Source organism: Brevundimonas sp. FV2ps16 (genome assembly GCF_058681075.1).
Map to the genome: position 1 here is coordinate 906,299 of NZ_CM178728.1, position 18,640 is coordinate 924,938.

At 69.3% G+C, this 18,640-nt stretch carries 20 protein-coding genes; 7 read left to right on the top strand and 13 right to left on the bottom strand.

Annotated elements, in window-relative coordinates:
- Nucleotides 1-82 precede the first annotated feature (82 nt).
- The 7 genes from ACW170_RS04280 to ACW170_RS04310 all read right to left on the bottom strand — a co-directional run bounded on the left by ACW170_RS04280 (nucleotide 83) and on the right by ACW170_RS04310 (nucleotide 9,103).
- Nucleotides 83-982: a dienelactone hydrolase family protein gene (locus ACW170_RS04280; protein ID WP_492088444.1), complete on the bottom strand. Its 900-nt coding sequence runs from the start codon at nucleotides 980-982 to the stop codon at nucleotides 83-85.
- A gap of 149 nt (nucleotides 983-1,131) precedes the next feature.
- On the bottom strand, nucleotides 1,132-2,736 hold the full coding sequence (gene purH, locus ACW170_RS04285; protein ID WP_492088445.1) for a bifunctional phosphoribosylaminoimidazolecarboxamide formyltransferase/IMP cyclohydrolase: 1,605 nt from the start codon (nucleotides 2,734-2,736) through the stop codon (nucleotides 1,132-1,134).
- A gap of 83 nt (nucleotides 2,737-2,819) precedes the next feature.
- Nucleotides 2,820-3,164 carry a hypothetical protein gene (locus tag ACW170_RS04290; RefSeq protein WP_492088446.1) on the bottom strand — a complete coding sequence of 115 codons (345 nt, stop codon included), beginning with the start codon at nucleotides 3,162-3,164 and terminating at the stop codon, nucleotides 2,820-2,822.
- On the bottom strand, nucleotides 3,161-5,014 hold the full coding sequence (locus ACW170_RS04295) for a heparinase II/III family protein (RefSeq protein ID WP_492088447.1): 1,854 nt from the start codon (nucleotides 5,012-5,014) through the stop codon (nucleotides 3,161-3,163). The genes ACW170_RS04290 and ACW170_RS04295 overlap by 4 nt, the downstream gene beginning before the upstream one ends.
- Nucleotides 5,011-5,676: a ribulose-phosphate 3-epimerase gene (gene rpe / locus ACW170_RS04300; RefSeq protein ID WP_492088448.1), complete on the bottom strand. Its 666-nt coding sequence runs from the start codon at nucleotides 5,674-5,676 to the stop codon at nucleotides 5,011-5,013. The genes ACW170_RS04295 and rpe overlap by 4 nt, the downstream gene beginning before the upstream one ends.
- Before the next feature lie 47 nt (nucleotides 5,677-5,723).
- Nucleotides 5,724-7,061, bottom strand: coding sequence for an RsmB/NOP family class I SAM-dependent RNA methyltransferase (locus tag ACW170_RS04305; protein WP_492088449.1), 1,338 nt, complete (start codon nucleotides 7,059-7,061; stop codon nucleotides 5,724-5,726).
- 65 nt (nucleotides 7,062-7,126) lie between these two features.
- Nucleotides 7,127-9,103 carry a potassium transporter Kup gene (locus tag ACW170_RS04310; RefSeq protein WP_492088450.1) on the bottom strand — a complete coding sequence of 659 codons (1,977 nt, stop codon included), beginning with the start codon at nucleotides 9,101-9,103 and terminating at the stop codon, nucleotides 7,127-7,129.
- 166 nt (nucleotides 9,104-9,269) lie between these two features.
- Here ACW170_RS04310 and ACW170_RS04315 point away from each other — a divergent pair, with 166 nt between their 5' ends.
- Nucleotides 9,270-9,740 (top strand): Rrf2 family transcriptional regulator, encoded by a 471-nt coding sequence (locus tag ACW170_RS04315; RefSeq protein WP_492088451.1) that lies wholly within the window; start codon nucleotides 9,270-9,272, stop codon nucleotides 9,738-9,740.
- Between the two features lie 7 nt (nucleotides 9,741-9,747).
- Nucleotides 9,748-10,545: an SDR family NAD(P)-dependent oxidoreductase gene (locus ACW170_RS04320; RefSeq protein WP_492088452.1), complete on the top strand. Its 798-nt coding sequence runs from the start codon at nucleotides 9,748-9,750 to the stop codon at nucleotides 10,543-10,545.
- On the opposite strand, the gene ACW170_RS04325 is transcribed toward ACW170_RS04320, so the two are convergent.
- From ACW170_RS04325 to ACW170_RS04335, 3 genes are all read right to left on the bottom strand, one after another.
- Nucleotides 10,542-12,758, bottom strand: a complete 2,217-nt coding sequence (locus ACW170_RS04325; RefSeq protein ID WP_492088453.1) for a protein-disulfide reductase DsbD family protein — start codon at nucleotides 12,756-12,758, stop codon at nucleotides 10,542-10,544. The genes ACW170_RS04320 and ACW170_RS04325 overlap by 4 nt on opposite strands.
- Before the next feature lie 58 nt (nucleotides 12,759-12,816).
- On the bottom strand, nucleotides 12,817-13,260 hold the full coding sequence (locus ACW170_RS04330; protein ID WP_492088454.1) for an OmpA family protein: 444 nt from the start codon (nucleotides 13,258-13,260) through the stop codon (nucleotides 12,817-12,819).
- Between the two features lie 104 nt (nucleotides 13,261-13,364).
- The gene (locus tag ACW170_RS04335) at nucleotides 13,365-13,706 is read right to left on the bottom strand and encodes a YMGG-like glycine zipper-containing protein (RefSeq protein ID WP_271164973.1); all 342 of its coding nucleotides are present in this window, start codon (nucleotides 13,704-13,706) and stop codon (nucleotides 13,365-13,367) included.
- A 153-nt stretch (nucleotides 13,707-13,859) separates the two neighbouring features.
- On the opposite strand from ACW170_RS04335, the gene ACW170_RS04340 reads away from it, so the two are divergent.
- From ACW170_RS04340 to ACW170_RS04350, 3 genes are read left to right on the top strand one after another with little or no spacing between them, the layout of a single operon-like run.
- Nucleotides 13,860-14,138, top strand: a complete 279-nt coding sequence (locus tag ACW170_RS04340) for a hypothetical protein (protein ID WP_492088455.1) — start codon at nucleotides 13,860-13,862, stop codon at nucleotides 14,136-14,138.
- 44 nt (nucleotides 14,139-14,182) lie between these two features.
- A complete protein-coding gene (locus tag ACW170_RS04345; protein WP_492088456.1) occupies nucleotides 14,183-15,139 on the top strand; it encodes a diacylglycerol/lipid kinase family protein in 957 nt (318 codons plus the stop codon).
- Nucleotides 15,139-15,990 (top strand): metallophosphoesterase family protein, encoded by an 852-nt coding sequence (locus tag ACW170_RS04350; protein WP_492088457.1) that lies wholly within the window; start codon nucleotides 15,139-15,141, stop codon nucleotides 15,988-15,990. Before ACW170_RS04345 ends, ACW170_RS04350 begins: the two co-directional genes overlap by 1 nt.
- Before the next feature lie 84 nt (nucleotides 15,991-16,074).
- Here ACW170_RS04350 and ACW170_RS04355 read toward each other — a convergent pair whose 3' ends face one another.
- From ACW170_RS04355 to ACW170_RS04365, 3 genes are all read right to left on the bottom strand, one after another.
- On the bottom strand, nucleotides 16,075-16,254 hold the full coding sequence (locus ACW170_RS04355; RefSeq protein ID WP_008262305.1) for a DUF1328 domain-containing protein: 180 nt from the start codon (nucleotides 16,252-16,254) through the stop codon (nucleotides 16,075-16,077).
- A 110-nt stretch (nucleotides 16,255-16,364) separates the two neighbouring features.
- Nucleotides 16,365-16,778 carry a hypothetical protein gene (locus ACW170_RS04360; RefSeq protein WP_492088458.1) on the bottom strand — a complete coding sequence of 138 codons (414 nt, stop codon included), beginning with the start codon at nucleotides 16,776-16,778 and terminating at the stop codon, nucleotides 16,365-16,367.
- Nucleotides 16,778-17,122 (bottom strand): glycine zipper domain-containing protein, encoded by a 345-nt coding sequence (locus tag ACW170_RS04365; protein WP_267514971.1) that lies wholly within the window; start codon nucleotides 17,120-17,122, stop codon nucleotides 16,778-16,780. The genes ACW170_RS04360 and ACW170_RS04365 overlap by 1 nt, the downstream gene beginning before the upstream one ends.
- Nucleotides 17,123-17,269: 147 nt before the next feature.
- Here ACW170_RS04365 and ACW170_RS04370 point away from each other — a divergent pair, with 147 nt between their 5' ends.
- Both ACW170_RS04370 and maiA read left to right on the top strand, forming a co-directional pair.
- Nucleotides 17,270-17,923: a fumarylacetoacetate hydrolase family protein gene (locus tag ACW170_RS04370; RefSeq protein ID WP_492088459.1), complete on the top strand. Its 654-nt coding sequence runs from the start codon at nucleotides 17,270-17,272 to the stop codon at nucleotides 17,921-17,923.
- Nucleotides 17,923-18,558 (top strand): maleylacetoacetate isomerase, encoded by a 636-nt coding sequence (gene maiA, locus ACW170_RS04375; RefSeq protein ID WP_492088460.1) that lies wholly within the window; start codon nucleotides 17,923-17,925, stop codon nucleotides 18,556-18,558. Before ACW170_RS04370 ends, maiA begins: the two co-directional genes overlap by 1 nt.
- Nucleotides 18,559-18,640 lie beyond the last annotated feature (82 nt).

Here is an 18,640-nt window from a genome sequence, read left to right on the forward strand (position 1 = left end):
ATCGCCCTACGCCACCGAGAATTCGCCACCTTCAACCCTCCACGACACACAGCCCGCCGCAGTGTGTCACATCAGTAGCAGTTCAACTTCTTAAAGATTTGTCGAAGACCGCGAGCAGTTTGGCCCAGCCGTCCTTGGCGTCGGCCTCGGCGTAGCTGGCGCGATAGTCGGCGTGGAAGCCGTGGGGCGCGTCGGGATAGACGATGATCTGGCTGCCGGTCTGGCCCGCGCGGGCCAGGGCCTCGCGCATACGCTCGACGCTGACCAGGGGAATGCCCTGGTCCTGGCCGCCGTACAGGCCCAGCACCGGCGCCTTCAGGTCGTCGGCCAGATCGACCGGCCAGGGCTGGCCGGACGAGACCTGGACAGGGGTCGCGTCGGGGGCGGGCGCCAGTCGACCGTACCAGGCCACGCCGGCGCCGATGACGGCGAACCGCGCCGCCGCCTGCCACACCACCTTGCCGCCCCAGCAGAAGCCGGTGATCCCGACCTTGCCGTCGCGCGCCCACAGCTGCTGGCTGGCCCATTCCAGGGTGGCCGACAGATCGCCCATCACCTGTTCGTAGTTCGCCGCCCCGACGATCTGCATGATCCGGCCCATGTCGGACAGGGGCGCCGGATCCTCGACCCGGTTGAAGAAGGCGGGGGCGATCGCGGCATAGCCCTGTTTGGCCAGGCGACGGCAGATGTCCTTGATATAGGCGTGAACGCCGAAGATTTCGGACACCACCACCACGACCGGGAAAGGCCCCTCGCCCGCCGGCCGCGCCACATAGGCGGGCAGTTCGAACCCGTCGGGGGCCGGATAGGTCACCTCGGCCGTCTCCAGCCCGGCCGCGTCGGTGGTGATCGGCTGGGCCTCCTTGGCCAGGGCCGCGACCGCATAGCCGGAGAAGAGCAGGCCCCCCAGGGCGCCCACCGCCCGGCGGCTGAGCTTTAGATCTTCGGCGGTCTGGCCTTCGGGGCGGATCAGGGTGGTCATGGGACGGCTCCAGAAACGGGGGAGCCGCAGACCATCACGCCCTTGTTTCAGCGTCCAGTCACGAACGCGAGGACGTCAACACAGGGAAGAAGGGCGCTCAAGCAGCGAGACGCCGCGCGTCGAGCGGTAGCGCCCTTCTTCTCCAAGCATCAGTGCCGGAAGACCCGCACCCCGGTGAAGGCCATGGCGATGCCCTTCTCGTCCGCGGCGGCGATGACCTCGGCGTCGCGCATCGAGCCGCCAGGCTGGATCACCGCCGTGGCGCCGGCCGCGACCGCTTCCAGCAGGCCGTCGGCGAAGGGGAAGAAGGCTTCCGAGGCGCAGGCCGACCCCTCAGCCAGGGACTGGGTCAGACCCTTGGCTTCTCCGGCTTCCTTGGCGCGGATGGCGGCGATCCGGGCGCTGTCGCGGCGGTTCATCTGGCCGGCGCCGATGCCGGCGGTCTGGCCGTCCTTGGCGTAGACGATGGCGTTGGACTTGACGTGTTTGGCCACGGTGAAGGCGAACAGCATGTCCTGGATTTCGGTCGGGGTCGGCTGGCGCTTGGTGACGATCTTCAGGTCCGACGGCTTGATCAGCGACCGGTCGCGGCTCTGGACCAGGAAGCCGCCGGCGACCGAGCGGAACACTTCGCCCGGCCCGTGCGGGTCCGGCAGGCCGTCCGTGATCAGCAGACGCAGGTTCTTCTTGGCGGCGAAGACTTCCTTGGCTTCATCATCGGCGCCCGGCGCGATGACCACTTCGGTGAAGATGCCGGTGATGGCGCGGGCGTCGTCGCCGTTCAGCGGCCGGTTGACCGCGATCACGCCGCCAAAAGCGGAGACGGCGTCGCATTCCAGCGCGCGGGCGTAGGCTTCCGACAGGTCCTTGCCCACGGCCACGCCGCAGGGGTTGGCGTGTTTGACGATGACCACGGCGGGCTGTTCGAACTCGGCCACCAGCTCATAGGCGGCGTCGGCGTCGGCGATATTGTTGTAGCCCAGCTCCTTGCCCTGGACCTGGGTCGCATGGGCCACGCCGGGACGGGCCTCGCCGGTGCGGTAGAAGGCGCCGGTCTGATGCGGGTTTTCGCCGTAGCGCAGGGTCTGGGCCAGGGAACCGGCGATCGACTTGCGGGCCGGGGCGACGTCCTCGACCTGCTGGGCGAACCAGCCGGAGACGGCGGCGTCATAGGCGGCGGTGCGGGCGAAGGCGCGGGCGGCCAGCCGCTTGCGCAGGGCCAGGTCGGTCGAGCCTTCCGCCTTCAGCGCCTCAAGGATCAGGCCGATGCTCTCGCCGTCGACGGCGACGGCGACATAGCCGTGGTTCTTGGAGCCCGAGCGGATCATGGCCGGACCGCCGATGTCGATATTCTCGACCGCCGCCTCGAACGATCCGCCCGCAGCAACAGTGGATTCGAACGGATAGAGATCGATCCAGACGATATCGATGGCGCCGATGCCGTGGTCGGTCATGGCCTGGGCGTGGTCGGCCGCGTCACGCACGCCCAGCAGGCCGCCGTGGACGACGGGGTGCAGGGTCTTGACCCGGCCGTCCATCATCTCTGGGAAGCCGGTCAGATCGGCCACGTCCTTGACCGGCAGGCCCAGTTTGCCGATCGCCGCCTTTGTGCCCCCGGTCGAGACCAGTTCGACGCCCAGATCGTTCAGAGTGCGGGCGACGTCTTCCAGCCCGGCCTTGTCGGACAGGGAGATCAGGGCGCGTTGCGGCTTGACCCGGTCGGGGGCGGGCGGGAAGTCGGGAGCGGCGGGCATGAAGCGGCGTCCGTAAAGGCTGGGGGAGGATGGCGCGGCGTCTAGCACCGGGGCGCTTGTGCGTCACCCCGTATGCGGACGGATCAGAGCAGGCCGAACCAGCGAAGCGCGTTGAGGACCAGTCCGAGCGTGATCAGGGGACCGAAGACCCGAAAAGTGTGACGGGTGCATCGCTCGGGAAAGAAGGTGTCATAGGGACCGTCCGGCCGGGCGCCGTAGCGGACGGCGACGGCGGTCAGGGGACACTTCAGGCCGCAGCCGACGAAGATCACGACCTCAATGGCCACCAGGGCGAGGGCGACGTGAAGCCAGGCGCCGCTTTGGCCTGAGATCCCCGCATAGAGGACGGCGAAACAGGCCGCCGACATGACGATATAGATGGCCGTATGCAGACCGCGCACGATCCACAGGCGGCCGGCGTCGGTCACGTCGGATCGCCGCTCGCGCCCGCCGGGCTCAGCTTCCAGCGGATCCGGCTCTCGCTGTCGGTGCGGGCCGAGCCGCGCACCACGATCTGCAGCGAGCGGCGGGTCAGGCCGGCGTCGATATGGACGCTGGGCTCGATGGCCACATCGGGACCGTCGGTGCGGAACCACCAGCCCCGGCCAGAGGCGCCGCGCAGCAGGATCGAGCGGCGGTCGCGCGCCAGCGAGGCCTGGACCCCCGGCTCCAGATGGAAGCGGATGGCGTAGGGGGCCGCGATCTGGCGGATCATCTCCTTGCGGCCCGGCGTCGGGAACAGTTTTTCCTCGGCGCGCAGTTCGTCCATCCGCTGGTCCAGATAGAGGCGGCGCTGGTGGTTCAGGCCGAAGGCCTCGTTCCAGCCATCATGTTCCATGTCCAGCCAGACCGCGCCGTCGCCGTCGCGTTGATCGGTGGTGACATGGATCGGCGGGCCGACCAGGCGCGGGCCCAGCAGTTCGCCCTTCCAGCCGCCCAGGGGCTCGTTCAGCGACCGCTCGCCCAGGGTCAGGGTCGAATGGCCGGGCGTCAGCCGCAAGGCCTGACGATCCGTCGAAGCCGGGGTCCAGCCCGAGCCGGTGATCAGACGATCCTTGCCGCAGACGATCTCCAGCGCCATCGGCTGGGCGCAGGCCGACGCCCCCCAGGCGCCCGCCGCGGGCGCAGCGGCGTCGGCGAGGATGGTCAGCAGCGGACTGGCGATCCGGGTCAGGCCGGCGACGGCGCCGAAGGGCGGATGCTCGGGCTCAGCCTTGGTGCGGGCGGTGGCGGCCTCGTCATGGGCGCGGGCGGCGGCGACGCGGGCGACGGTGGACGGGCCTCCGCCCTGGAAGCTGGCCAGACGGCCGTCCGGCAGGGTCAGCAGGCGCAGACCCTCGGTCAGGCGGGCGATGGCGCCGGTCACGGCCTCGGGCGTCGGCTCGGACAACTGGGCCAGGGCGTCGTCGAGGGTCAGAAGGTCGAGCAGCAGCTCCAGCCCGGCTTCCGGACTGCGCGAGGCGTGGCCGCCGTCGGGCTGGACGGTGGTTTTCAGCGCGCCCGCCAAGCCGGCGAGGGCGCGACGGCGCAGGCCTTGGCCCGGCGCGCCGGCCAGGACGCAGCCGCCGATGGCCGCCGCCGTCAGCCGTTCGGCGCGGGAGGCCAGGCCGCCGGGCGGGCGCAGCAGCTGTCGGGTCTGGCGCGCCAGACTGTCGGCCAGCCTCAGCCGCTCGGCCTCGGTCGCCACCGCGCCCATCTTGCGGGCGGCGCAGGCCAGGTTGATCACCCGACGCGGCAGGATTTCGGGACCCCAGGCGAAAGGCGACCAGCGGGCGAAGGTGTCGGTCCAGGCCAGGGTCAGACGCAGGGCTTCGCGCGCGCCCCGCTCGCCCTGGGCCATCAGGGCCGGGAGCCAGCTGAAGGCGTGCAGTTCGACGGCGAAGGGCCGCGACGGGCTGGGGCGGTTCCAGGGATCGGCCGGGGGCTCGACCTCCATCGAGGCGCCCGCCAGGATGAAACGGCCGACCAGCAGATTCTTGCCCGGCGCCGGATCGTGCGGCCGGAAGTCGCGCGGCGTGGCCGCAAAGGCCGTGACCTTGCCCCCGCCCAGCACCGGGCTGAGCGTCAGGCCATAGCCCGGCAGGCCGTACAGTTCGATCCACAGCTGGCGGGTCAGGATCCGCCCGGCGATGGCCGGCCACAGGCCGGGGCCGGTCTCGGTCGCCCCTGAACGGACAGGCGTACGGACCGGGGCGCCGGCCAGGCCGGGGATCTGGCCGGAGGCGACGTCGGGCGTCGCGTCCTGGCTACGCGGACTGAAGGGACCGATCGGGCTCACGCGGCGGCCGGCACGGCCTTCAGGGCGGCGATATTGGTCGCATAATCACCCTTGAACACGAAGGAGCCGGCCACAAGGGCGTCGGCCCCGGCGGCGACGCAGGCCGCCGCATTAGCCGAGGTCACGCCGCCGTCTACCTGAAGATGGGCCGCCGATCCGGCGCGGTCCAGAATGGCGCGGGCGCCGGCGATCTTGCGCAACGAACTGTCGATGAATTTCTGTCCGCCGAAGCCGGGATTGACCGACATGATCAGCACCAGGTCCACCAGATCCACGACCTCTTCCAGGATCGACAGAGGCGTGGCCGGATTGAACACCACCCCGGCCTTAGCGCCCAGTTGGCGGATGCGGCCCAGGGTGCGGTGCAGGTGCGGCCCGCTTTCGGGATGGACGGTCAGCAGGTCGGCCCCGGCGTCGCGATAGGCCTCCAGCCACGGATCGACCGGCGCGACCATCAGGTGGACGTCGAACGGCAGGCTGGTGTGCGGCCGGATCGCCTTCACGATGTCCGGACCCAGGGTGATGTTCGGCACGAAATGGCCGTCCATGACATCGACATGGATCCAGTCGGCGCCCGCCGCTTCCAGCGCGCGGACCTCTTCACCCAGCCGCGCGAAATCGCTGGCGAGGATGGACGGGCAGATCAGGGGGGTAGAAGCCATGGCCCCTCGGATAGGACGGCTTGCCCGCTGGGGCAAGGCGCTGGACGTCAGGAAACCCGTTCCAGCTTGGCGGCGAAGAAGCCGTCGAGGCCGCCGTGTTCGGCCCACATGGAGGGCAGGATGCGCAGCCAGCCTTCGGGCGTCAGGGCTTCTGGCGGAGCGCCCAGGGCGGCGGGATCGGCCGCGACGGTGCGGAAGCCCGGGTTGCGGCGCAGGAAGGCGATCACCTGGGTCTCGCCCTCCTCGCGCTCCAAGGAACAGGTGCAATAGACCATCCGGCCGCCCGGCTTGACCCGTTCGGCGGCGACGTCGAGCAGCCGGTGCTGGACGTCGGCCAGTTTGGCGACCTCCGCGGGCTTGGTGGCGCGCAGGACTTCCGGATTGCGGCGGAAGGTGCCGGTGGCGGTGCAGGGCGCGTCCAGCAGGACGGCGTCGAAGCTGCGGTCGTCGTCCCAGTCCTCGGCCGGGACGGCGATCACCTCGGCGGTCAGGCCGGTGCGCTCCAGGTTCTGGCTCAGGCGTTTCAAGCGCGGGGCCGAGCGGTCGAGCGCGACCACCGAGGCGCCGGCGGCGGCCAGTTGCAGGGTCTTGCCGCCGGGGGCGGCGCACATGTCCAGGGCGGTCTCGCCGGGCTTGACGCCCAGCAGACGGCCGGGGACGGCGGCGGCGGCGTCCTGCACCCACCAGTCGCCGTCGTCGAAACCGGGCCAGGTCGCGACGTCGCCGCGGCGGCCGGTGCGGACGGTGCCGCCCTCAAGCGCCTCGCCCTCGACGGCGGCGGCCACGGCGGCGGGATCGACGCCAGGCTTCAGGCTGAGGTCGGTGGCCGGCTCTTCGCGCGCGGCCAGGGCCAGGCCGGTCAGGGCGGCCTCGCCATAGGTCGCCTTCCAGCGGGCGGCGATCCAGTCGGGCAGGTTGCTCTCGGCCGTGGTCAGGCCGGGGCCCTCGCGGCCCACGCCGCGCAGCACGGCGTTGACCAGGTTCTTGTACGGACGGGTCTTGGGATCGCGCTCGGCCAGTTTCACGGCGGTGGAGACGGCGGCGAAGGCGGGCGTCTCCAGCACCAGGGTCTGGGCCAGGGCGATGCGCATCAGGGTGCGGACGGCCTCGGGCGGCGACTTCTGCAAACGTCGGTTCAGGATCTGGTCGATCTCGCCCAGGCGACGCAGGGCCGCCATGGCCACGGCGCGGGCGAAGGCGCGGTCGACGGGCTCAAGCGCGCGGGCGGCAGGCTGGGACAGGGCCTCGTCCAGACCGTTGCGCTTCTCGAGCGCCGCGTTCAGCAGAATGCCGGCGACCACGCGGGCCTCGACGCCAATGTCGTCCTGCGACGGAGCTTGCGCCACCTCGACCGAAGCCGGGCGCGGCCGGCCCTTGGTGGCCATGCGGCGACCGCGCGCCTGTGAGCTGTGACCGCCGCCCCGACCTTCAGAACCGCGCCCGTCGGAACTCATACGGCCACCTGCGCGCCCAGCTCGACCACACGGCCGGGCGGGATATGGAAGAAGTCGGTCGGGTTGGCGGCGTTGCGCATCAGGAAGATGAACAGCCGGTCCTGCCACAGGGGCATGCCCTGGCGCGCCGACGGGATCAGCGAGCGACGGCCCAGGAAGAAGCTGGTCGACATGATGTCGAACTTCAGCCCCTGTTTGCGGCACAGGCCCAGGGCCCGGGGCACATTCGGCGTCTCCATGAAGCCATAGGTGATGGTCAGCTTCTTGAAGTCGTCGTTGATCGGTTCCATCCGCACCCGGTCGGCTTCCTTGACGCGCGGCCGCTCGGAGGTGCGCACGGTCAGGATGACGTTCTTCTCGTGCAACACCTTGTTATGCTTGAGATTGTGCATCAGGGCGACCGGCGCCACGTCAGGATCGCTGGTCAGGAAGATGGCCGTGCCGGGCGCACGGTGCGGCGGCCGGGCCTGAAGCATCTCGATCAGGTCGTTCAGCGGCAGACTGTCCTTGCGCGTCTTGGTCGTCAGGATCTGTGTGCCGCGCACCCAGGTCCACATGACCAGCACCAGACAGGCGCCAAGCACCAGCGGCATCCAGGCGCCGTCCGGGATCTTCAGCAGGTTGGAGGTCAGGAAGACGCTGTCGATGAAGGCGAACGGAATAAGGGTTCCCGCCACCGCCCACATCGGCCATTTCCAGCCCTTGGTGATGACCGAATAGCTCATCAGCGTATTGACCAGCATGGTCCCCGTCACCGCCACCCCATAGGCCGCGGTCAGGTTATGCGAGCTCTGGAACACGACCAGCAGCACCAGGACCCCGACCATCAGGAAGGTATTGACCGCCGGCACGAAGATCTGGCCGGCCTGGGTCTCGGAGGTGTTTCGAATGTCGATACGCGGCAGCAGGCCCAGCTGGACCGCCTGTTGCGTGACCGAGAAGGCGCCGGTGATCACGGCCTGCGAGGCGATGACGGTGGCGGCCGTGGCCAGGATCAGCATGGGCCAATAGGCGAACTCCGGCACCATGTTCCAGAACGGGTTCTCGGCGGAGCCGGGATTGTCGAGGATCAGGGCGCCCTGGCCCAGATAGTTCAGCGTCAGGCAGGGCAGGACGAAGGCCAGCCAGCCCATGCGGATCGGCGCCTTTCCGAAATGGCCCATGTCCGCATACAGGGCCTCGGCCCCCGTCACGGCCAGAAAGACGCTGCCCAGGATGACGAAACCGAGAAAGCCGTCGTTGATCAGCAGCATGACGCCATAATGAGGCGACAGGGCGCGCATGATGCTGATGTCGTCGAAGATATGGTAGAGGCCCAGCGCCCCCAGGCACAGGAACCAGACCGCGGTGATCGGGCCGAAATATTTGGCCAGGCTGGCCGTGCCGCGCGACTGAACCATGAACAGGGCGATCAGGATGCCCGCCGAGATCGGCACGATGAAGGGGTCCAGCCGACCGCTGAGGCCGGGCGCGTCCTGCAGGCCTTCGACGGCCGACAGAACCGAAATCGCGGGCGTAATAATGCCGTCGCCGTAGAAGAGGGCCGCGCCGCAGACGCCCAGGATGAAGATCCAGGCGCTGCGGCGACCGACCGCGAACTGGGCCAGGGCCATCAGCGACAGGGTGCCGCCCTCGCCCTTGTTGTCGGCGCGCATCAGGAAGAAGACATATTTGAAGGTCACGACGACCATCAGGGCCCAGAAGGCCAGGGAGACGACGCCGATCACGGCCAGGTCCCCGCCGACGCCGGACTGGGCGTGGGCGATGGCTTCACGCAGGGCGTAAAGCGGGCTGGTGCCGATGTCGCCGAACACCACGCCGATCGCGCCCAGGGTCAGGGCCCAGAAGCCGCCGTGCTTGGCGATCTGGCCCCCAGGGGCGTGGGACTCGGGTCCCTTGGCGTGGGGGGGCTGGTTCGGCGTATTCGACGCGGCGGGGAGAGCGCCCGCGTCGTGGGGAGTATCCCCGGCCATGCGTATCCTCCGGGTCTCCGACGACAGGTCGAGCCCTTCAAAGCGGCGAGCCTTTAGGCCCATTCCGCGCCCGCTTCAATCGTGAGGCGCGGGATTCGCTTCCACAGCGGGGGCGGGATTTGTGATTCGGCGTCGGAACGCCTATTTTACGTGCAGGAACACGAACATGTCAGACAGCCAGCGCTTCCCCGTCGCCGCCCACGCCTTGGCCTATATGGCCCACAAGGGCGCGTTTTCGCCTGCCCAGGCGGCGCCCAGCGGGGTGCTGGCCTCTTCGATCCCGACCAATCCCGTCGTCGTGCGTCGGGTTACGGCCCTGCTGGCCAAGGCCGGACTGATCGCCACCCGGCCCGGCGCCACCGGCGGATCCTGGCTGCTGCGACAGCCGCAGGACATTCGCCTGGACGAGGTGCTGAAGGCCGTCAACGGTTGCGCCCATATCGGCTCGCCCCCCGCCGGGGCCAAGGGCTGCCCTATCAGCGAACATATCCCGCGCCAGGTGGCCAAGGCCCTGACCGCCGCCGACGAGGCCGCGACCGAGGCCCTGTCCAAGATCACCATCGCCGACCTGCTGGCCGAAAATCCCGTTTCGCTGGCGGCCTTCACGCCGCACAAGTCCTGCCCCGTCGCGGCCTGACGGTCGGATGAGCCGGACGGTTCTCGTCACCGGCGCCTCGGCCGGCATAGGCGCGGCCCTGGCTCGCACCTATGCGGCGAAAGGCTGGAACCTGATCCTGACCGCGCGACGCGAGGGGCCGCTGCAGGCTCTGGCCGATGAACTGATCGCCGCCCATAGCGTGACCGCGACCGTGATCCCCGAGGATCTGTCCGATCCGGCGGCCCCTGAACGATTGATCGTCTCCGTCGCGGCGCGGGGCCTGACGGTTGACGGCCTGATCAACAATGCGGGCTTCAGCCGGGTGACCGGCTTTCTCGACACCGATCTGAGCGCACACCGGGCCATGATCCAGGTCATGTTGACGGCGCCGGTCGAACTGTCGCGCCTGGTCCTGCCCGGCATGGTCGAGCGGGGCTTTGGCCGGGTGTTGAACGTCGCCTCTCTGGCGGGGCAGATGCCGGCGACCGGCGGCGACACCCTGTATGGGCCGATCAAGAGCTTCCTGATCAAGGCGTCCCAGGGCCTGTATCTGGAGACCCTGGGGACCGGGGTCCATGTCACGGTGCTGAACCCCGGCTACACCCTGACCGAATTCCACGACGTCAATGGGTCTCGCGATCAGGTGTCGCGCGCCTATCCGGCCTGGATGTGGATGGACGCCGCCCGCGTCGCCCGCATCGGCTACGAGGCCTGCGAGGCGAACAGGGCCAGCGTGACTCCGGGGGTGATGAACAACATCATGGCCGGTCTGGCGCGCTTTCTGCCCGACGGGCTGGCGCTGCGGATGGTGGCGAACCACGCCAAACGGCTGGACCGGCTTTAAGACGCCGGATTGGGCGTCCGGGCGGTCTGCAGGGCCTCTGTCACCACACCCTCGGTCAACAGTTGCGGCAGGATGCGAGGCGCGCCGCCGGTCGCCGGATACAGTAGATACAGGGGCACGCCCGATCGGCCGTGACGTTCCAGTTCGCGGGTGATGGCGTCGTCGCGGCGGGTCCAGTCCCCGACCAGATAGACGGTGTTCGACTTCTGCAAGGCCTCGGCGACGCGCGGCGAGGACAGGGCGGCGCGCTCATTGATCTTGCAGGTGACGCACCAGTCGGCGGTGAAATTGACCAGGACCGGGCGGCCCTGGGCCTGGGCGGCGCGAACGGCCTCTGCCGACCAGGGCGCGGCGGCCAAGGGACCGGCTTCAGTAGCCGTCGATGGCGGCGCGTCTGCATGGCTGGCGGCGAGGCCGGCGAAGCACAGGGCGAAGAAGAAGGCGAGGAAGGCGGCCACGGTGCTGACGACAGCGGTCCCCCCTTCAGCCCGACGCGACTGGTTTATTCCCACCAGCCAGAGGCCGAAAGCCAGCATCAGGCCCGCGACGAAGAACTGCGCCAGGGACTCAGCCCCGGCCTGACGCGCAAAGACCCAGACCAGCCAAAGCGCCGCGCCGTACATGGGGAAGGCCAGCAGCCCCTTCAGCCGCTCCATCCAGGGGCCGGGGCGGGGGAAGCGGCGCAGCAGGCCGGGCGAAAGACTGATCGCCAGATAGGGCAGGCCCAGACCGACGCCCAGCATCAGGAAGACCAGCAGGGCGGCGGGCCAGGGCATCAGCAGGGCCGCGCCCAGGGCGGCGGCCATGAAGGGGGCTGTGCAGGGGGCGGCGACGACCACCGCCAGAACCCCGGTGAAGAAGGCGCCCGTTCCGCCCGGCAGGCGGGACAGGGGACCGGCGCCCGCGCCTTGAAGCCCGGCCCCTACGTGGAAGACGCCCGACAGGTTCAGCCCGACCGCCAGCATCAGCAGGGCCAGGCCGGCGATCACCGCCGGGGACTGTAACTGGAAGCCCCAGCCTATGGCCTCGCCGCCCGCGCGCAGGGCCATTAGGGCGACGGCCAGGACCAGGAAACTGGCCAGCACCCCGGCCATGAACAACAGGCCGTCGCGGCGGGCCGTCTTCGTCTCGTGGGCCGAAGCCGCCAGGGACGCCGCCTTCATCGCCAGAATGGGGAAGACGCAGGGCATCAGGTTCAGGATCAGACCGCCGATCAGCGCGAACAGGGCCGATTGCAGGATCAGCATCAGACCGGTCTTCGCCGGCGCGGGCGTCTCGACCTCTCCCGACAGGGTCCGGCCGTCCGTGGTTCCCGCCAGAGCCGGGCCAGGGCGGGCCGTGATCTCCCAGGCGCCCGCGTCGGTGGCCAGGACGCCGGAGATCGGACCGGTCAGACCCTTGGCCGTGAGGTCGCCGCTCGGCGTCAAGTTCAGGGTCAGGCCGTTCGGCCCGGTCTGACCCGACTGGGCGGCGGCGTGATCGATGACGCCGCCTTCGAACGGATAGAAGACGGCCTGGGTCGGTTCGCCCTCCGCCAGGGCCGCGTTCAGGGGGCCGCCCGTCGCCGAGATCATCAGGACGCCGTCGGCCAGGGTCGCGCGGGCCTCGATCCCGGCCGGACGCGGCGCGGCGGCCAGCACGGCCTCAAGAGCGGCGCCGTGATCGGGGTCGCGCGGCGGAGCGCCCTCGCGGATCGGCAGGTCCAGGCGCAGGCTCATCTGAACCGGCACGCACATCTGGTCGCTACAGACCAGGAACAGGACGTCGGCGGTCAGGGGCAGGGTGGTTCCGGGCCGGGCCGAGGCCGGAACCTCGATCGGCACGGGCAGATAGACTTCGCCGGAATAGCCGTAGTTGACCAGGTTCATCAGCCGTTGACGGCTGGGCAGGGGCCAGACGATTTCGCCGGCCTTCACCCCCGGCGGCAGGCGCCAGTCGATGGTGGTGGGCCCGCCGGAGTCGCCGGGATTGCGCCAATAGGTGTGCCAGCCGGGCGCGATCTTCTGGCGCACCGCGACGACGACGGTCGATCCCGGCGCGGCCCATTGCGACAGGGGAACCAGTTCGGCCTCGATATTGTCGGCCTGACGCGGGCCCGCCGGGACGGGCGCGGCCGTCTGGGCAGGTCGGCTGACCGGCTGGGCCGTTGCTGGGCCGGCGGCGCCCGAAAGGACCAGAAGACAGAGGGCGAACAGAGGGGCGATGGCGCGCATGGCCGTGTTTCTAGGCCCTGGAGACCGGCCTGTCAGCGCCTCTGTCGCCGCGCCCGCTCTAGCGGCGGGGGTGCGCGTCCACCACCACCTCGGTGCGACGACGCAGGGGCTCGGCCGATCCGCCGACCGTGGTCGCGCCCGCGTCGCCCGCCGCCGTCACCTCGAAGGCCGGGGCCGGCAGGCCCGCCGCTGTCAGGGCCTGGGCCACGGTTCGGGCGCGGCGTTGCGACAGGCTGAGATTGGCCTCGCTGCCGCCTGTGGCGTCCGCCAGGCCCAGCACCTGGACGCTGCGCACCTCGCAGGTCCGCAGCACGCCGGCCGCCGCCTCGATGGCCTGGCCGGCCGCATCGGTCAGCCGCGCCTCGTTTTCACGGAAATAGATGTCGAACCGCACCGGCATGCACGGCGAACTGCTGGTCACGATCGCATCCCGCCGCATCGGCGTCGCACAGGCCCCGAGCGCCAGCGCTCCGGCCACGGCCGCAATTGCAAAACTCTTCATGCCCGTCCCATTCCCCTCAAATGAAAGGGCGGCCCGTCCATGACGAACCGCCCCTCCGAAGCCCGATCAGTGCGACAGGAGCAAGCCCCGCCGCCCTTAGCCGATCAGTACCGGCGCTGGCCGTTGTCCCAGTAGCATTCGTCCTGGCGATTATCGTAGCAGTAGTAGGTGCGACCCTGGCTGTCGCGGTAACGCTGCTGGTTGTTGCGGTCCTGAGCCGAGCCGCGGATGGCGCCGGCTGCGCCGCCCAGGGCGCCGCCGATCAGGGCGCCGGTGGCCGCATTGCCGCCGCCGACATTATTGCCGATGACAGCGCCGGCGACAGCGCCGAGGCCGGCGCCGATGGCGCCCTGGCGGACCGTCTGGTTCGAATTGCCGTAAGGGTCGCTGGCGCAGGCCGAGGCCAGAAGGCCGGCCCCGGCGATCGCGATGATGGCCTTGTTCATGATGAAATCCTTTGTCTGGGTTCGCCCCGAAGGCGAGAACGCTGGAATACGGTTCAGGTTCCCGTGTCTATCGTCGTTCTGTAGAAAGCGTTAAGCTTCAATCCTGGGCCTGGCCCGGCAAAGTCAGTGGGGGGAATGATGCGATTTTCAAAGATGGTGCGCGCAATCGACGGCGCCGAAGGCCCGCTCTGGACGCGGCGCAAGAAGAAGAAGGCCTCGGCCGCCCCGTTGATCAATGTGCTGGTGACCCTGTTGGCCCTGGTCGGCGCCCTGACGCTTGTGCTGTCGATCAAGGAGCGGTCCGTCGAGGCGGCCGGTCGGATGGCGGACGGCTGGATCGCCACCGGTTGGGCCGGCGCCCAGAAACTGGCGGGCCGCACCCCCGAGGCGGAACCCGGGGCTGCGGCCGCCCGCGACGAACTGAAGCAATAGCCAAGCTTTAGGGAACGGGCGCGCGCGCCGGACGTTCGGGCGCCATGACCGATATCGTAAGTCCCGAACCCGAGGCCGACATCGGCCAATCGCAGGACGCGCCCCTGCGCGTCCTGACGTCCCATGCCCCGTTGAAACGGGTGGTCATGCTGGTCAATCCCTTGTCCGGCAGCGTGGGTCCGCGCGCCGCCGCCGAGGCGGAGGCTGTCCTGGCCGACTATGATCTGGAGACCCAGGTCGTGGTCCTGGAAGGCGGCAATTTCGATCAGGCCATCGCCGAGGCCTTTGCGGCCTCGGCGGACGTCATCTTCGTTCTGGCCGGCGACGGCACGGCGCGGTCGGTGGCGTCCAAGGCGAAGCCGGACGGCCCGATGATCGCCCCCCTGCCGGGCGGCACGATGAACATGCTGCCTAAGGCCCTGTACGGCACGGCCGACTGGAAGCTGGCCCTGCGCCGCGCCCTTGAAGAGGGCGAGCCCCAAGTCGTGTCGGGGGGCGAGGTGGAGGGCGAGTACTTCTACTGCGCCGCCATACTGGGGTCGCCGGCCCTGTGGGCGCCGGCGCGCGAGGCGATGCGAACCGGCAAGGTCAAACTGGCCTGGGCCTATGCGCGACGGGCGCTGAAGCGGGCCTTCACCGGCCGGTTGAGGTTCAGCCTGGACAGGGGCCCCCGGCGGCGGGCCGAGGCCTTGGTGCTGATCAGCCCGATGATCTCCAAGGCCATGGAAGAGCCGGACGGGCTGGAGGCGGCGGCGATGGACCCGTCCGACGCCAGCCAGGCCTTCCGCTTGGCGGCCAACGCCCTGTTCAGCGACTGGCGCCATGATCCGGCGGTGTCCACCCGGGCCGCCAAACGGATCGACGTCCGGGCCCGCTCGCGCATTCCAGCCGTGATAGACGGCGAACCCATCCTGCTGAAATCCGAGGCCACTGTGCGATTCATACCCAAGGCGTTCCGCGCCCTCGCCCCCCGACCGCCGGCGGCCGAGGACAGTCTGTAATGGGGCGGGTTCTTCAGTTTTCGGACGTTCATTTCGGGTGCGAGCACAAGGGCGCGGTGGCGGCGGCGCTGGAATACGCCCACGCCACCACCAATGACCTGGTGTTGATCACCGGCGACATCACCCAGAAAGGCTATCCGGCCGAGTTCAAGGCGGCCGGCGAATGGATGCGGGCCATGCCCGAACCGCGCTTCGTCATCGTCGGCAATCATGACGTCCCCTATTGGAGCCCCGTCGCTCGGCTGTTCCACCCCTGGCGGGCGTTCGAGACGGCGACCGGTTTTCCCGCCCACGACGGCCAGTTCTGCAATGACACGGTGATGGTGCGCGGCGTCGTCACGGCGCGCGGCTGGCAGGCGCGGCCCAACTGGTCGAAGGGGGTCATCGATCTGGATCAGACCCGGCGCGCGGCCGAGGCCCTGCGTCAGGCCCCGATCGGCGCCCTGCGGATCCTGGCCTGCCACCACCCGCTGATCGAGATGATCGGCGCGCCGATGACCGGGGAGGTCAAGCGCGGGGACGAGGCGGCACTGATCTTCGCCGAGGCCGGGGTGGACCTGATCATGACCGGGCACGTCCATGTGCCCTTCGCCCTGGCGATCGATCTGGCGGACCGCTGTTCCTACGCCGTCGGCTGCGGAACCTTGTCGCATCGCGAACGGGGCTCTCCGCCCGGGTTCAACCAAGTCGACTGGGACGACAAGACCATCACCGTCACCGCCCTGGCCTGGGACGGCCAGGCCTATAGTTCGCAACAGATCTGGCGGCTGCCGCGTCGTCAGGACACGCGCAAGGCCGCCACAGCCCCAAGCCCCAATGCGCCCGGCGCGCTTGAAAAGGCGGCTGTCTGAGATCGGCGCCCGCTGACGAACCCCAACAAAGAAAAAGGGCCGGAACTTGCGTTCCGGCCCTTTCGTCTTGTCGGTTGGACGCCCCTATAATCGGGGAGCGCCGCGCCCGCGCAGTCCGCCGGCCACAAGGGCGATGACGAACAGGATGATGGCGATCACGGCGATGAATTTGGCGATCTCGAACGAGAAGTTCGCGATGCCGCCGAAGCCGAGAACGGCTGCGATCAAGGCCACGACCAGGAAGATAATTGCCCAGCGAATCATGGGTTTAGCTCTCCTGCGTTGATGTTGCCGACGGCGGCCTTGCGACCGTTCGTCCCGTCGGCAGATCAACGATCACGGACGCGGGGCGTTCCGTGGCCTTCGCAGAATCCTCAGCGCCGACGGCGACGTTTCGCGTAGCCGCCCTGGTCCATCTTCCGCTCCGCCACCATACTGGCGACAATGGCGGCGAGGGCCGGATTGCGCAGCAGCAAGAAGGCCGCGCCCAGACCGCCCACGGCGCCGATGATCGGCCGTTCGCGCACGATGTGGATCAGCTTGCCGACCAGACCGTCCGGCGCATCCTCTTCGTCCTCGTCGTCATGACTGTCCCCCTTCAGGAAGACCAGGGCCACGATCAGGGCGACCAGGGCGAACAGGCCGAAGGTAATGGCCGCCGCGCCCAGGGGCGTGGTCATCAGGCTGATCGCGTTGAAGATGGCGATGCCGAGGAACACCACGGCGAGGAACACGCTCGCGGCGACCACGCTGGTCGCCACGATCCGTTTGACGATGCCCTTGAACATCAGCGACGGCGGCCGGCCAGAAGCAGGCCGAGCACGACGCCGACGCCCAGGGCGATTGCGGTCGACTGGACCGGACGCTCCTGGACGCGTTCGACGATATAGCGCTGGGCCTCGTCGAGGCGTTCGGCGGCGTCGTCATAGTACTCGCGGCCGCGCACCCGGGCGGTGTCATAGTAGCCGCGCGCCTGTTCGCGCACTTCCTCGCCCTTGGCGCGCAGCTTGGCCTCGGCCTCTTCGGCCTTTTCGCGCAGGCGTTGGGTTTCCTCGCGGGCGCCGGTCTTCAGATCCTCCTTGAGGGTCTTCAGGTCAGCCTTGATGTCTTCTCTAGCCTTGGTGGTGGCCATGGTGCGCGCTCCAGTTTCAAGCTTGGCATTAGAATAGGGGACCCTGTTTGCGAACGCCACACCGTGGGCGAAGTTCCAGTCGATCCATAAGGCCTTATGGGCGGGGTCGGCCTCGTCAGGGACGATCCGCCGCACTAGATTGCGCCCATGACCGACTTTCTGTTCGCCCCCCGCCCCCTCCCCAGCCTGCCGATCACCGGCGACGACCGGCGTTTCCCGGTTCGTCGTATCCTGTGCGTGGGCCAGAACTACGCCGCCCATGCGCGGGAGATGGGCTCAGACCCGGACAAGGAGTCGCCCTTCTTCTTCTCCAAGCCCGGCGACGCCCTGGTGTCGGACGGCGCCGATCCGGCCTATCCGTCCGCGACGGCCAATCTGCATTTCGAGGCCGAACTGGTCGCCGCCATCGGCGAGGACGGCGGGATCGTGGGCTGGGCGGTCGGGTGCGACCTGACCCGCCGCGACCTGCAGGCCGAGGCGAAGAAGGCGGGCCGTCCCTGGGACGCGGCCAAGGGGTTCGACCAGTCGGCCCCCTGCGGCGCCCTGACCCTGGGCGCCCTGCCGAACCCGGCGGGGACCATCGCCCTGACGGTCAATGGCGAGACGAGACAGTCCAGCACCCTGGATGACATGATCCTGAACCCCGACCGGATCGTCGAAGAGGCCGGGAAACTTTGGACGCTGGAAGCCGGCGACCTGATCTTCACCGGCACCCCGTCGGGCGTCGGCCCGTTGACGCGCGGGGACCGGGTCGTGGTGACGATCGACGGGCTGGAGCCGCTCAGCTTCGAGATGGTCTGATGATCCTGCACGGTTATTGGCGGTCAGGCGCCAGCTATCGGGTCCGCATCGCCCTGGGGCTGAAGGGCCTGACCTACGAAACGGCGGCGCATGACCTGCGTCTGGGGGAGCAGAAGGCGGCCGATTATCTGGCGCTGAACCCCCAGGGCATGGTGCCGGCGCTGCAGGACGGCGACCTGATCGTCACCCAGAGCCCCGCCATTCTGGAATGGCTGGAGGAGACTCATCCCGAGCCGGCGCTACTGCCGAAAGAGGCGACGAACCGCGCCCATGTGCGGGCCATGGCGGCGCTGATCGGCTGCGACATTCATCCGCTGAACAACCTGCGGGTTCTGAAGTCTCTGCGCGGGGACTTCGGCGCCGATCAGGCGACCGTCGACGCCTGGGCCGCGCGGTGGATCACGCCGGGCTTCACGGCCCTGGAGACCTTGGTGGCGCGCCACGGCGAAGGCTGGAGTTTCGGCGACGCGCCCGGCCTGGTCGATTGCTATCTGATCCCGCAGCTCTATTCGGCGCGGCGGTTCAACATGGATCTGGCCGCCTGGCCGAGGCTGCTGGCGGTCGAAACCCGCGCCCTGGCGCACCCCGCCTTCCAGGCCGCGGACCCCGACCGCCAGCCCGACGCCGACGCCTGATCCCGATACCAGCGGTGGATAAGTAAGGTTCGCGTAACCTCTCGCTCAGCCTCCCTTAAGTATTGGGGGGCAAGATGGGAAT

Bases quoted from the DNA above. Each gene is read 5' to 3' on its own strand.
- ACW170_RS04280 (WP_492088444.1), bottom strand. From the start codon at position 982: ATGACCACCCTGATCCGCCCCGAAGGCCAGACCGCCGAAGATCTAAAG.
- purH (WP_492088445.1), bottom strand. From the start codon at position 2,736: ATGCCCGCCGCTCCCGACTTCCCGCCCGCCCCCGACCGGGTCAAGCCG.
- rpe (WP_492088448.1), bottom strand. From the start codon at position 5,676: ATGGCTTCTACCCCCCTGATCTGCCCGTCCATCCTCGCCAGCGATTTC.
- ACW170_RS04305 (WP_492088449.1), bottom strand. From the start codon at position 7,061: ATGGCCACCAAGGGCCGGCCGCGCCCGGCTTCGGTCGAGGTGGCGCAA.
- ACW170_RS04310 (WP_492088450.1), bottom strand. From the start codon at position 9,103: ATGGCCGGGGATACTCCCCACGACGCGGGCGCTCTCCCCGCCGCGTCG.
- ACW170_RS04315 (WP_492088451.1), top strand. From the start codon at position 9,270: ATGTCAGACAGCCAGCGCTTCCCCGTCGCCGCCCACGCCTTGGCCTAT.
- ACW170_RS04320 (WP_492088452.1), top strand. From the start codon at position 9,748: ATGAGCCGGACGGTTCTCGTCACCGGCGCCTCGGCCGGCATAGGCGCG.
- ACW170_RS04325 (WP_492088453.1), bottom strand. From the start codon at position 12,758: ATGCGCGCCATCGCCCCTCTGTTCGCCCTCTGTCTTCTGGTCCTTTCG.
- ACW170_RS04330 (WP_492088454.1), bottom strand. From the start codon at position 13,260: ATGAAGAGTTTTGCAATTGCGGCCGTGGCCGGAGCGCTGGCGCTCGGG.
- ACW170_RS04335 (WP_271164973.1), bottom strand. From the start codon at position 13,706: ATGAACAAGGCCATCATCGCGATCGCCGGGGCCGGCCTTCTGGCCTCG.
- ACW170_RS04340 (WP_492088455.1), top strand. From the start codon at position 13,860: ATGGTGCGCGCAATCGACGGCGCCGAAGGCCCGCTCTGGACGCGGCGC.
- ACW170_RS04345 (WP_492088456.1), top strand. From the start codon at position 14,183: ATGACCGATATCGTAAGTCCCGAACCCGAGGCCGACATCGGCCAATCG.
- ACW170_RS04350 (WP_492088457.1), top strand. From the start codon at position 15,139: ATGGGGCGGGTTCTTCAGTTTTCGGACGTTCATTTCGGGTGCGAGCAC.
- ACW170_RS04355 (WP_008262305.1), bottom strand. From the start codon at position 16,254: ATGATTCGCTGGGCAATTATCTTCCTGGTCGTGGCCTTGATCGCAGCC.
- ACW170_RS04360 (WP_492088458.1), bottom strand. From the start codon at position 16,778: ATGTTCAAGGGCATCGTCAAACGGATCGTGGCGACCAGCGTGGTCGCC.
- ACW170_RS04365 (WP_267514971.1), bottom strand. From the start codon at position 17,122: ATGGCCACCACCAAGGCTAGAGAAGACATCAAGGCTGACCTGAAGACC.
- ACW170_RS04370 (WP_492088459.1), top strand. From the start codon at position 17,270: ATGACCGACTTTCTGTTCGCCCCCCGCCCCCTCCCCAGCCTGCCGATC.
- maiA (WP_492088460.1), top strand. From the start codon at position 17,923: ATGATCCTGCACGGTTATTGGCGGTCAGGCGCCAGCTATCGGGTCCGC.